General features: G+C 55.5%; 12 protein-coding genes. All 12 read right to left on the bottom strand.

What is annotated here, in order from left to right:
- Nucleotides 1-27: 27 nt before the first annotated feature.
- The 12 genes from H9X91_RS01760 to H9X91_RS01705 all read right to left on the bottom strand — a co-directional run bounded on the left by H9X91_RS01760 (nucleotide 28) and on the right by H9X91_RS01705 (nucleotide 12,931).
- Nucleotides 28-387, bottom strand: coding sequence for a hypothetical protein (locus tag H9X91_RS01760; RefSeq protein WP_204801887.1), 360 nt, complete (start codon nucleotides 385-387; stop codon nucleotides 28-30).
- Between the two features lie 19 nt (nucleotides 388-406).
- Nucleotides 407-922, bottom strand: a complete 516-nt coding sequence (locus tag H9X91_RS01755) for an SF0329 family protein (RefSeq protein ID WP_204801885.1) — start codon at nucleotides 920-922, stop codon at nucleotides 407-409.
- Nucleotides 923-1,196: 274 nt separating this feature from the next.
- Nucleotides 1,197-2,060, bottom strand: coding sequence for a CbrC family protein (locus H9X91_RS01750; RefSeq protein ID WP_204801883.1), 864 nt, complete (start codon nucleotides 2,058-2,060; stop codon nucleotides 1,197-1,199).
- 15 nt (nucleotides 2,061-2,075) lie between these two features.
- A complete protein-coding gene (locus H9X91_RS01745; RefSeq protein ID WP_204801880.1) occupies nucleotides 2,076-7,673 on the bottom strand; it encodes an immunity protein Imm33 domain-containing protein in 5,598 nt (1,865 codons plus the stop codon).
- A 3-nt stretch (nucleotides 7,674-7,676) separates the two neighbouring features.
- Entirely contained in the window at nucleotides 7,677-8,147 is a 471-nt protein-coding gene (locus H9X91_RS01740) for a DUF4259 domain-containing protein (protein ID WP_204801878.1), read from the bottom strand.
- An 18-nt stretch (nucleotides 8,148-8,165) separates the two neighbouring features.
- Entirely contained in the window at nucleotides 8,166-9,014 is an 849-nt protein-coding gene (locus tag H9X91_RS01735; protein WP_204740053.1) for a hypothetical protein, read from the bottom strand.
- Nucleotides 9,015-9,027: 13 nt separating this feature from the next.
- Nucleotides 9,028-9,396: a hypothetical protein gene (locus H9X91_RS01730; RefSeq protein WP_204801876.1), complete on the bottom strand. Its 369-nt coding sequence runs from the start codon at nucleotides 9,394-9,396 to the stop codon at nucleotides 9,028-9,030.
- 52 nt (nucleotides 9,397-9,448) lie between these two features.
- Nucleotides 9,449-10,018, bottom strand: a complete 570-nt coding sequence (locus H9X91_RS01725) for an RNA 2'-phosphotransferase (protein WP_204801874.1) — start codon at nucleotides 10,016-10,018, stop codon at nucleotides 9,449-9,451.
- A 17-nt stretch (nucleotides 10,019-10,035) separates the two neighbouring features.
- Entirely contained in the window at nucleotides 10,036-10,584 is a 549-nt protein-coding gene (locus H9X91_RS01720) for a hypothetical protein (RefSeq protein WP_204801872.1), read from the bottom strand.
- Nucleotides 10,585-10,601: 17 nt separating this feature from the next.
- Nucleotides 10,602-11,570: a hypothetical protein gene (locus H9X91_RS01715; protein WP_204801870.1), complete on the bottom strand. Its 969-nt coding sequence runs from the start codon at nucleotides 11,568-11,570 to the stop codon at nucleotides 10,602-10,604.
- Nucleotides 11,567-12,232 (bottom strand): hypothetical protein, encoded by a 666-nt coding sequence (locus H9X91_RS01710; protein ID WP_204801868.1) that lies wholly within the window; start codon nucleotides 12,230-12,232, stop codon nucleotides 11,567-11,569. Before H9X91_RS01710 ends, H9X91_RS01715 begins: the two co-directional genes overlap by 4 nt.
- Before the next feature lie 9 nt (nucleotides 12,233-12,241).
- A complete protein-coding gene (locus H9X91_RS01705) occupies nucleotides 12,242-12,931 on the bottom strand; it encodes a hypothetical protein (protein WP_243414377.1) in 690 nt (229 codons plus the stop codon).
- Nucleotides 12,932-12,933 lie beyond the last annotated feature (2 nt).

Below are 12,933 nucleotides of genomic sequence, written 5' to 3'. Positions count from 1 at the left end.
CGTATCCTTGTCATGGGCATAGTCCCGTCAAGTCATTTCATACAGCAGGGCTGTATTGCCCCGCACCAGTTCCAGATGGGAGCGCAGCGTTTCAAGCCCGCTTTGCACCGTCTCAGCGGGCAGATCCCAGTCTGGGGCAATTTCAGCGGCCAGCTCCGGGAGGTCCTGCTCCCGCAGAACTGCCAGCAGTTTAGACGCTAACTCTCCCTCCAGCAGAGCACAGTCCAGGGTGTCCTCCGTCTGGGGAGCAGGAAAACGGACATCCAGATCCAGTTCGCTCTCACACCAGTCCCAGATGGCCATATAGACCGCGCCGGAGCAGTCGCCGCCCGACAGTTCCTGCCGCTGGCCGTCTTTGAGAAGATAAAAGGATGCGATCTGTGACATGGCAATTCCTCCTGAAATGTTATTCTTTTTCCATCAGCCCTTCTGCCTGCATCCGGATCACATAGAAAGCCCGCACCCAGTCCAGCTCCTGCTCCATGGATTCCTCCAAAGCCAGCAGGCGGCGCTTTCCCAGCCTGCGGTCCAGGAGGGCAAAGATGCGGACAAGAGGATTCTCGCTGACAAGGCTTTTCTCAATGCTCTGGTTGTCAAAGATACCAAACGCCTCATAGAACACCTTTTGGTCAAAGGTGCCCTGCTCCAGCGCAAAGGCATGAGCCTGGTTGATGGCCTCTTTTGCGGAGTCGCAATCTTTCAGCGTTGTGGACCGCAGGTGATGAAATTTCGTCCACACATTCTCAAAATAGGTGAAGTAGTTGCTCCGCAACACTTCCACACCGTCCATGCGAATGGCTGCCCGGCCCTCATGGTCAGCGCTTTTGCTGTAACTGGTGGCAAAATACTGGATGTGGCCCCGGAGCGCCGGGCACAGGTAGTCATTCTCCAATTTGTTCCGGATTCCGCTCCAGTTTGACATAGCGGCCGCCTCCTTTCTGTTGCCGCCTGCAGGTGTTGCCCCTGCCACAGGCTTTGTCTTTTTTGTACCTAAAGCGTTTCAATTTTGCGTGTTTCCACTTCATCTGCGTATCGGTATTTCTGAGAAAACTGCTCGATATTTTTCATGAAATGGTCTTTGTATCGCTGCATGTCTGCGCTTTTTTGCTTTTCTTTCAGATGAGCTTTTTCTGTGCCAAAAGCTCTTTCAAGTTGTCATCCATAGGCAGAATCTCCGTTTCACGGGGTACGGTGCTTTAATCAAAATCCATCCAGACCAGGTGCTTTCCGCAGCGGAGACACTGGAACAGGTAGCACTGCAAGTGCCCGCCGTTGACGGATTCCCGGATCATTTCCTTCTGCTCCTCGTCCCACATGGAATCGTCCAGCACATCCTCCATCACGCCCAGCGCCCGCAGCTCTCTGGCACCCACAGGGCCCAGATAGGCGCAGTAGTCGCCGCAGTGGGCGCGCCAGTATTCCTGCTGCCAGCCACAGTAGCCAGGCGTGCGGTGGATCAGCTCGTCCAGTCGGGCCGGGTCCTCCACGCCATCGTCCACGGAGCAATCGTCCTGGAAGCTGCCGTCATATTTCCGGGCCGCCTCGCCGCTGGAGATACACTCCGGGCACAGACACTCAATATCCTCCACAGCGTAAAAGGGGCCTGTATAAAAAATGTGGGTCGTCTTGCCGCAGCAGTCGCAGGCAACGCCATCCGCGGACTCCTCAAAAGCGCCGGTTTCCAGCGGATTGGGGTGATACCGGAAGGTGGGCAGGCCCAGCTGGGCCTGCCGCTCCTTCTCTTTCTGCTTTTCCTCCAGCGTTTTGGGCTTGGGGAGAGCATAATGATTGCCCCAGTTTTCCGCATAGTCCTTCAGCGTGCCCAGTCGCTTGAGTATCTTTTTATCGGAACGATTTCCGATTTGGCAGAGCAGTTCGTAGGCATCCTTCTTGAAGTCCAGCAGATCATACACATCCACCAGCACCTCCTTGGCCTGTTTGTCTTCCGACTGCTCCAGTTTCTCCTTGAAGGTATAGAGAGCGCGGACACTGTCTGGATTTCCTTTTGTCTCTCGAAACTGTTTTTGGAGTTCAATATATTCCTTCAGATATTCGTTCATGGTCACAATCTCCCATCAATCCCACCAGAAGTACCAGACGGTGGACTGCCACAGGGCATCTGCCAAGGAGCCAATGCTTCCATCCTCATTCTGATCCAGATCCGGGCAGAAGCCATACAGTTCTACCGCCACATCCATGGCCTTCTCCTTGGGGACGGGGGCCGGAAGCAGGAACTCCAGCTCATCATGGCTCATGGCGGCAGGAACTGCGCCGTACTGCTCGAACCAGTATTTGGCCGCAGCCATCAGGTCCGGTGTGTCGGGGCAGTCGTTCCAGTTTCCAAAGGGCAGGTAGGCGAAGATCTCCCAGGGATTCTTCACCGGGATCTTGGCCAGGATAAGCGGATAGGTCATCTCCGTATCATCATCCCAGTAGCTGGAGAAGCGGTCGTTGGGTTCTCCGCCCTCCATCTCGCCCAGGATTTCCTCATCCCAGTCCATATCGTCATCCTCGGCTTCTTCCATGCGCTGGCCGATCAGTGCCTCCAGGACCGCCTTGCTGTCCTTGACAGGTGCAGACAGTATCTTCTTCCGGTAGTCGGCTACCTTGTCCGGGTCGAAAGCATAGTCGTCCTCACCATCACTGTCCGGGTCGGAATTCATAATGAGGCACTCCCACAGCGTTTCGTCATCCGCCTTGATGAGCACCGGCACAAAGCCTTCTTGGGCGCTGTCCCGCTTGGCATAGTTGTAGGCTGCCATGATGGGGTCATCGTCCTTCATGGAGGGAAAATAGGTGCATTCACAGTCCAGATACTCCATGATGGCCTGAGCCACCTCGGAAGGCTCCAACGTGTCCTCGTCGAAGTCCTGTCCCTGCCAGTTGGTGAAGCGTTTCTCAATCACCTCTGCCATGGCCTGGTAGTAGTCCTCGTCAAAGGGGATGAACAGGTAGGCTTCGTCCTGGATCTCGTCGGAGTAATTGCGCTCCTGCCCGATGACGCCAATGGCGTAGTCGTCGATGTCGCTGGGGAAATAGGGGCTGTCCGGCTCCCCATAGTAGTAGGAGGCAAAGGCTCGGCCGATCTTGTTGAACATTGGGCCGACCAGCTGACCGTCCAGCTCATCCCGGATAAATGCCCGCAGATCCACGCCGGCGGGGTCAGCCTTGACCTTCTGCACCACATCGCCGTATTCCTCTAAAAATTCGTCGCCCATCAGGTCATGCTCCATGCACCAGCGCAGGTAGATGGCCATGTGGCTGTAGGCATTGATGGGGTCAATGGGCAGCCCCTTCTCCTCAATACTCTCGATATGATAGGAGGCATCGTCCATCTCACCGTCAAAATCATCATTGGAAAGGGTGCCACGAGTGATGGCATCCTGGCGGTCAGGCTCCACCACAAAGCTGATGCCCTCCATCTTGTCCAGCAGGGCGTCCGCGTCGTGGGCCAGCTTATACTCCAGCTCGTCCCGGTAGAGGGGGATCACCTGATAGAAGTTGACCTCCTCGCCGCCGGGCAAGGTACAGACCTCGCTGCCCTCCTCCGTCCCCTGAGGACCGGTGAGAATGGCTGCACACAGCTTTGTGCCCTTTGCGAAGTCCTCCTCATTGTCCATGGTATGGCCGAAGCCCAGCCAGGTATCGCTGGCAATGGGCAAGCGGGCCAGGGTTTTCAGCAGGCGGATAGGCCAGTACCACCGCTCATTCTTCAAATCCTCACGCTTCAGCTTCCAGTTCCCCGGCAGCGCGATGGCCAGCTCCGCCCGCTCCAGCTTATATTCCGCCAGTTCCTCCGGCACATTCATCCGGTGAGCGCCCATCCCCATGGTGACCAGGGTGTAGTAGTCCCGCTCTTGGGAGGGCGGCACCACGCAGATGTCCACGTGGATGTCCGGGGAAGACAGCTCATGGAACACATTCTCGAACTTGCCGAAATACTGCTGGATATGCCCCTCGACGGCTTCCATTTCTTCCTCAGTGTAGACCTCAGGAACACCGGATTCCTCATCCTCGGGCGCTTCGCCATCCGGGTCATCGTCATCATCGTCAGGGTCACCGCCCGATGACGCCCAGGAGATTTTCAGGGTCATCTGCTCCTCCGGCAGTCCGACGCCAGGGCTGCGGGTGATGGTGTGCTTATCATCCTCCGCAAAACCGATGGTCTCCCCATCGTGCAGTTCCACATCGTTCTCCAGCACATAGGACACAAGACTGGCCAAAAAGTCCCGCAGATCGCCCGGCTTGGCATCGGTGCCCAGCACCTCCATCTCGTCCTTGCCAAACGACGCCATGCCGTAGGTGTAGCCGTTCATGCCATGCTCATCCCGCCAAAGACCGAACCAGATCCAGTTGAAGATGGGCAGTTCGTCCTCCTGCATCATATCGGCAAACCCCTCATAGAACCGGGGCTCAAACACCACGCCGCTGGTGTAGATGCCGGTGGCATAGTCCTGCCGGCAGCAGGCGGCCACCACCTTGGTGAACAGTTTGCCCTTTTCCAGCAGATCTTCCTCTTTGCCCAGCACTGCTACCATCAAGTGGGCGCAATGCTCCTTGGCAACCTTGACTGCATCCTCCCACATATAGTTGTTTTCCGCATTGCCCTCGGCCTCGCCGCCGGGGATGGGATAGGAGGCCAGACTGACAGCGGCCAGCATGTCGCCCACCTCAAACACCAGCGCGTCGTCGCCTTCCTCCTCACTCTCGTCGTATTCATCCACGGCAATGTCCCACTTTTCTTTCATGTCCCGGATGAACTGATCTTTATCCCATTCTCCCTTGGACAGCAGCACAAAGCCGGTGAAGACGCCTGTGTGGTCACTCTCGTCCTCGGCCTCTGCCTCGGCCCGCTTTGCAATCTCTTTCTGGCACTCCTGAATCACCGCCGTGGCGTCCTCGTCCTCGGGATCCAGCTCCGCCCACCGCTGGGCGTAGGGGATGGCTTTTTCCTCCTGACCATAGAGATACTGATAGCCATAGGCCATCCGCATATTCCATTGGGCCTTATCCTGTCCTTCTTCCCGAACAGACTCCAGCACCTCGATGGCTCGGCGCAGGGCCTTATCTCCCTTATAGTTAGGAGTACCCTCGTCGTGGTCCCCAATGATGGCATAGTTCTCCAGCGCCCGTGCCATAGCGTAGGCAATGCGGTAGTTCCGCCAATCCTCTGGGATGGCGTTCAATGCCTGGATGCAGCGGGTGTACTCGTCCTCGTCATTCCACTGCTCCAGCTGCTGGAAGAATGCTTCTTCGTTCTGCGGGGTGTAGGGGATATAGTCCATATCCGTCAGCGTCTCGTCCAGCTCGGGGACCTGATCCTCGTCCTCCGGTTCCTCCTCGGGCGGCGTTTTCAAGTTCACTGTGCCCGCTTCACGGCGGAAGGTGTGGAAGCTGGCCCAGGGGATGTCGCTGTCCTCGAAGAACTTCTTCGCCATCTGGAGCGCCGTCTGGATGTCCCAGGCAATGAAGTCCACATAGCCGCAGAAGAGACCGGTGGCTCCGCCGGTGAGGGTGAGCACCTCCGGTCCGTCGCCGGTGGTGAACACTTCTTCCAGCTTGTCCCGGAAGTCGAAGATCTTATCCGTTCCTTCTTCTTCCCGGAGGGTATCCAGGGGATAGCAGAAGAAGCCCGCCACTGCGCCGTCGGCATGGAGCGCGTCCATGAAGTCATTGTCGGCATCCAGATAGCCGTTGATGAGCGGCACGCAGTTGGTGGAGCCGGCCATCACATCCAGCCGCCAGTCGGCTTCCGGGTCCTTGTTGGGTTCCATTTTGTAGCCAAGATAGCTGTTCAGATAGGCTTCTGGGTCTGTGGAAAGGTTCGCTCCCTTTTCTTTCAGTTTGTCAGGCAGCTGGGACAGGAGGAATGACTGCTCCGCCTTGGGCTCCTCCAGCACATTGAAGTCATCAATGTACCACATGTGGGAGATCTCGCCCAGCACTTGGTCGGTGAGGGTGGTGAGCATCCACCAGACCCGGCCTTCCGCCTCCCGGAGCATGGGCAGCAGCTTTTCGCAGTAGGCGGAGATGGCGAAGCTGTTTTCACCCTGCTCCTCCAGCCAGATCTGCACATCCTCCCCGGAGATGTCCCATCCATCCTCGGTACGCAGACCGATGTTCTGGAGGGGCTGACGGCCCACCAGGATGTTCCAGTGCTCCAGCACCTCCTTGGGGGCGTGCTTCTGGAAATAGACCAGCTCAAAGAGCTTGACCTTATCCCCCTCCGGGGTGAGGATCAGCTCGTACTTCTCGCCGCCCACGCCCATCTCGAAAGAGATTTCGTCAAACGCCTGGTTCAGAATCCCTTCCACCCGGTCCACCAGCTCCTGGCCCCGGGTGTGGTCCTTGTCCTCATCCATCATCCGGCGAAGCTGGGCTTCCTGCCGAGAAAAGTCCTTCCATGTAGATTCCGTCCGCTCCCGGAAGCACTCCGAGAACTGAGGCAGAGAAATGCCCTTCTTGCACCCGTCGATTAGCTGCATGGTGTCCTCGTCGTCGGGGCGGGCCTCCAATGCCTTTTCAAAGTAACGAAGAGCCCTGCCCTCCTGATCCAGATAGTAATAGGAATAGCCCATGCGAAAGTTCCAGTAGTAGTCTCCCTCAAAGTATTCCTCATGAGGTTTCAAGAGAGCGATGGCCTTTTTGAGCATAGCTCTGCCTTCCGGCGTTCTGTGATCTGCCTCGTTGTTGTACGCCCTTGCAAGCTGGCTGTCCATTTCCGGAGTGCGCTCCTCAATACCCTCCAGTGCTTCAATGATCTTGTGATGCTCGTTCTCCTCATGCCACTTCTGGCACTGCTGTAAAATATCCATATCCGGGTCCTCCTCGTCCTCATCCGGTTTCCAATCTTTGATCTGCTGGAACACGCCATTTTCATCCCGCTCAAAGGCGCAGGGGGCGGGGGTGTTCAGCAGAGGAATGATGTCGGGATCGTCGTTACAGATTGTGTTCAGCTTGTAAATCCCGGCATTGTTGGGGTCGTCCATGTACTCGTCACTCTCATCACCGGCGGTGAAGCGCCAGCCGCTGTCCCAGTCGCCGTCCGGTTTCTCCCGGTAGCAGTAGCCAACCTTGCAGCCCTCCACCGTGATGCGGTTGGTGGCGATGCAGCCACTGGCTTCCTCCCAGTCGGGGAGCAGATTCTTCATGTCCTCTGCCTTCACATGAAAGTCCCGGTTGCGGCCGGCGGCCTCGTACAGTTCCTTCCGCAGCGCCTCCACATCCCGAGCCATCTCCCGGATCTCCTCGTCGTCCATCATCTCACTGAGGTCATATTCCAGCGGGTTCTGGGCAAAATCCGCCAGGGCCTTGTTCATGGCGTCGTGCTCCTCTGGCGTGGCGGTGATGCGGATGCGGCGGGAGGGGGTGTTGTACTCGTCCAGATCCTGGAGGTTCACACTGCCGCTGACGCTGCACTCCAGCAGGATGGCGGCCAGGTCGGTGACCACATCAATAGCAAAGTGGAAATCCATCTCCACGCCATCGGAGTGTGTAAACTCCAGATACTCCACGGTCTGGCGGAAGTCCCAGTTCTGCTTGTCCAGCCCGATCTTGGCGAAAATCTCGCTGAGGGGGATCTCCTCCTTTTTCTGATCTACTAAAAGAGCCACAAGGTTCAGGCTGTCATCCGAGCCTCCGATAAAGTTGCCCCAGTACTTTTTGATATACATCCGTCACGCCTCCTGTTCTGAAGCCAATCGCTCAATGAGCTGATTCAAGTGTTCCAACCACGCAGGAGCAATCTCTCCGTTGTCCTCATCCTTCCAAAGATCCACAATCTCACGGATGTCATCCTCATCAGGTACCTCATTTTTAATATCAGTGAGCTGCCGCAGTAGGAAAGCGAGAGCCTTTTTAGATGCTGTGAAGTCCGTCACCTTACACCAGATACTATTGTCAGTGTCATAATTCAGTTTGCCATCGTCTTTCCATTGAAAGTACAACTCTGCCAGAGCCATAGCGGTGTTATCATAGAGAAAGTCGATGTCGGAGAGATCTTCTCCCAACATACCTTCCTGTTTCATCAGCTCAAGTATCTCGTCCAGGTTTAATACCGAATGCTTTGATAGATATTCATCTGTGAGGATGCCGATCATATCCAGCCCCTCATCGCTTTCCAATGCCTTAATGCCCCATGCACCCATGTTAGTCCCTCGCTTTCTCTATTTTCTTACCAAAGTTCCGTCATCAATGAAGGCGGCTTCCCGGATGCGCCGGAGGGATTCCGGCTCCAACAAAAACTCCCGCAGGTTCGGGTCCTCAAAGAAGGACATGGGACGCACCTGCGTCGGCCCGGCAACCGCCCACAGCCGCGATGTTGCCAACCGCTCCGCTGTCTGGAGCGCCTTCTCCCGCTCGCCCAGATAGAGATAGCGGGCGATTGCGTCCCGATAGGAGGAGTCAGCCATGGGCACGCCCTGGATCTCCTCAAAGAGATCTACGGCATCCCTGGCGGTTCCGAACATACAGCAGTGGTTATAGAGCTTCCGCCTGGCATCGGGATCGTCCGGCGAGAGCTTCTTATTCTGGTCCACCAGCTTTGCCCAGAGCTGCTCCTTTGTCTGCGGTTCCTCCGGTTGATGGTAGGGGTAGTTCTTGTCGTTGTCCGCAAATGGCATTACGCCCCGCTTGAGGTAGTCCATCAGGATGTCACAGAACCGATCCCGCTGGGGGAGGCCGTTCTCAGCCCGGATGCGCGCCTGTTCTTTCATCAGCGCCTCAATCAGCTCCTGCTCCCGGTGGAGCTGGATGGCGGCCACCGTCATGGCAATCATGTGTTCATCGCTCACATTGCTGTAATACCACTCCTCCAGCCAGGGAAGGATGGTCAGATCCAAAGCAAGCGCCTTTGCATAGTCCAGGTTGAAATAGGCGACCTCCGCCTTGACCGCTGCTATCTGATGGGGGTATTTATCAGCAAAGGATTCCAGGGTGTCCAAGGCTCCTTCTTTGCCATCCATGATCTCATAGCAGACCATGCGGACTTTCTTGGGAAGTTTCACGACATCCATGTTGACGCCTCCTTCAGCCTTTTTTCTGTAAATAGTAGGTTCCACACTGGCCCCACAGCCGGGTGTCCAGGTTTTCCTTTCTGATATCTGCCACCTGCCGAAAAACTGGCGCACCCCGGATGCAGGCTCCCACAAAATAGAGGGCTCCACAGCTGCGGCACTGCATATAGTGGCAGACGGTATAGTGCTGTTCAGCGTCCAGCACTGCGCCGGTATCCTCCAGTGGGCAGTCACCGGCGTACAGTTCCATGTCACCCTGCCGCTCCAGTTCCATGAGTTTCTGGAGAAGCTGGTCATATTGGCGGTAGGAGATGCTGCTGTCTTCCTTCATCTGTGCTACCAGCTGACCACAGGAAGGGCAATACAGCTTCTTGCTGTCCATCTTCATCCCTCCGGCTACAAATTACTTTCTACAACCATAACGGTGGGATAGGTCAATGCTGTTTCAATTCACCCTCTAAGCGTTTCAGGTAGGTTGCAGGAACCACCTTTGTTAGCCAAACTCCATTGGCGGACAAATAAAAGAGATATCCGTCCCGGTGCATCTGTCCGGCATCCACCAGATAGATCACAGGTTCTCCATGCCGGCGCCCAACTTTCTCCGCTGTTTCCTGATCCGGTGAAAGATGAACATACAGGCGGCTCTGGGGGAGCAGTCCCTGGGCCTCGATGGAGGCAGCAAACCGCCGGGCCGTTCCGTGGTACAGCGTCTCCGGTGGTTCAGTCACGGGGAGTTCCACATCCACCTGGACGGAGTGGCCCTGGTTGGCCCGGATTTTTGTCCCGTCCTCGCTGAAGGAATACCGCTGCTTTTCATCACTCTGTACGATTTCCTCCAGGATGTCCCGGTTGATGGGGTATTTTCTGCTGATACCCGCCAGCAGCGCATTGACATCCGCCCAGCCGTGGGTATCCAACTTGATCCCAATAACCTCCGGCTTGTGCCGAAGGATCAAGCTGATATACTTGCTGATCCTTGTGAGATCGGGTGTTGTTTCTTTCATAACCTACCTCTTGAAAATTATCTTTTAAGCCATCGTTCCAACATATTGATTTCTTGAAATGTATGCCACAGCAATTCTGCCATTTGTATCGATTCCTGCTGCTCTGACTCCTCAGAAGGATTAGAGCAAGGCGTTAAGTGCAGTACCGATTCTTTCTCGGTTTGATTTTGGATGGCAATTTGATGACCATGTGTATCCATTGTCAACACCGTGAATTGCCGCTCATACAAATCCAGGAGAAGCAGGGGACACTCCACTCGATTTTGGCCGGATAAGTACACCTGTGACTTCAAACACACATACCGGCCATTTGCAGAAAACACAGGGGTTTGAGGAGGGAAATGGGCTTTGTACGCGTTCAGTAGCAGGAGGGGATGTTCTCGGCTTTCGAAAACAGCCAGACAGCCTACCTCGTTGCACATACTGACTTCTGCAATGGAATAGATCAAGATGGCATATTTATCAGACGGAGACTGGGTGAGTTGATCATAAACATAGGGAAAACGCTCCCTAATCCTCCAATGAGGCAGGCTTTCAAAGAGATAATTCCAGCCGTTGATGTCCATTGTTTCCCTCTATTCTCTCAAGTCATCTCTACCCGGATAATGGGCCGGTAGAAATCATAGTCGCCGTTCAGTTCCTTGTCCTCCTGCACTTCCGGCTTGCAGTGGGGCGAACAGGGCAGAAAACCGAGGAAGATTCCAAGTCCGCCGCAGATGCTGCGCCCGCCATCACCGCCGCAAGTAGTAAGCTGCTCGGCCTTCACGACCTCCCGCATATAGGGGTCATAGGCGATGGACACTCCGAAGAAGTTAGGCTCCTCCATATCGAAGGGCTTGTCCTCATCCTCCGGGCTTTCGAAGTGGTGCAGGTGCATGGAGTAGTCCATTCCATCTCCCCAGGGGAACAGGGTGCGGCACCCACCGCCGCACAGATAGGCCCACTCGTCCGCCGTAGGCAGCGAAAGCCCCTGCTTTTCCAGCCCGGCAAGGAGCGCATCGTAGTCTGTGCGGATATAGATACAGATCTGAAAGCCCTTCTCCGTCCGCTCAATGCGGGCTGACTGGTGCAAGGTAAGGCTGTCAAGGTCGCTCCAGGCAAAATCCCGAAACTGCTTCAGCCAGTCAGGATGGGCGGTCAATCTGGGATCGTCCATTGTGACCGGCTCCCAGCACAGTTCCTCCAGCTCACGGCCCACCAGCATGGGGCCAATGGCTGCCTGCCGAACAGGAGCCATGCTTTCCCGGATCATCTCCTCCGGGTTCTGTTCCATCTCCCATTCCTGGAACAGATAGTCCAGTTCCTCTCGGCTGTCCTGATCCAGCCCAACAGCGAACCGTTCCCAGCCCAGGGTGACGGTGTCACCGGGAACAAAGACAAACTCCCGGCCATCTTTCTCGAATATGCCGGTGGTACAGTTCTGGCCCCAGTGGTCAAAGGTATGTAGGCCGAGAAAAGTCATATTATAACGAGCAGCAAGGCTTTCCATCAGCGCCTGTTTCTCGGTGGTTTCCAGTTGATCGAATTGGCTGCGGAATAAATTTTCGTTCACAGTAGTCCTCCTTCGATCCTTTCTGCGTGTTCCAGCAGATAGCGCCGGCCATCCTGCTTGGCCTGCTCCAAGTATTGTGGAAGCAGGCCGGAATGGATGGCATCCAGCGAGACCAGAACCGCGATCCGCTGGTATTCCTGTAATTCGAGGGAATAACAGTTCCGCTCCCAGAACAGCGGAGCGAACTGTTCCACACAGTCAGGACGCAGAGCGGGCATCGCCAAAAGCGCCCGCCGGCTCACATATTCATTGGGGTCCTTTGCGAAGTCCAGGATCATGTCTTTGACTTCCTGGCTGCACGGACATTCCGGCAGATACGCGGCAAACTGCCACTTGGCCTCACTCTCATTGGAGGCTGCGGCCTTGCGGCAGAGGCACTCGAACCATTGGGGATGGGAAGTGGTTTCCTGTATAAACCCCTCCGCTTCGTTGTCCCTGGCGATCAGATAGACCATCTCATCCAGCAGGATGCTGTCTGCCGTTTCTGCATCCATTTGGGTCAGCACATGGCAAAAGGCACGGTAAGTATCATTCCAGTATGGATAATCGACTTCCCACACCCCATACAACTCCCAGGTAGCCTTTCCAGGGTAGGTGTCTTCCTGCCACTGATGAAACTTGATTGCCTGCTCCAGCAGGTGTTCACGGATGCCCTTTGTCATATGCTCACCTCACGATTCTCCGAAATGTTCCAGATACAACTCCTGCACGGAATAGGGGCCTACAAGGTTCGTTTCCTGTCGGCCATCCCAGGAATGCACATGAATTTTGCCCTCGTCCCCAATGTACCGTTGCTCCTCAAAGGGTGCGGGAAAGGGAAAACTCTCTACCATGCTCCAGTCGATCTTGGGTTTCAGCCCATCAAATTCCTCGCGCTTGAGCCTTTTGAAGTTAAACACCAAGGCAGCCCCGATCCCATCGAACAGCAAGTCTGCGTATTCTCTGGGGGTGATGCTGTCGCTCACATTGGCGGCATCAATATTGACATCCAGAACCTTGTTGCCGCAGTTTGTCCAGATTTTATCGGGAGAGAACCAGGTGGTGCGTTTTTCAGCGTCTGCAAAGTCCTCACAGGGATACCATCCGTTTGCGCTGTCCGGCTTGACGCCTTCCCGAAGCTGCCCGTTGTACGGGGAAAGCGGATAATATCGGTGCCGCACCGGATCAAATCGGCCAAAGGCAATTTTCAGCAGATACCTATGCTTTTCGCTGCGCATGAGCTTATGGGGCTTCACGATATGTTCTTCGATCAAACCCCAAATATACTCATCCACATGGATGGATACACGGGGACGGCTGAATAGTGTAATTTTGTTGGTGTCTGTATCCACATTGAGCCAGACACGATTGATTTCAACCATTG

The organism is Oscillibacter valericigenes (assembly GCF_016902445.1).
In the GTDB taxonomy this organism is placed as follows: domain Bacteria; phylum Bacillota; class Clostridia; order Oscillospirales; family Oscillospiraceae; genus Oscillibacter; species Oscillibacter avistercoris.
Note: the sequence above shows the minus strand (reverse complement) of the source record. Positions and strands in the feature narration are given on the sequence as shown.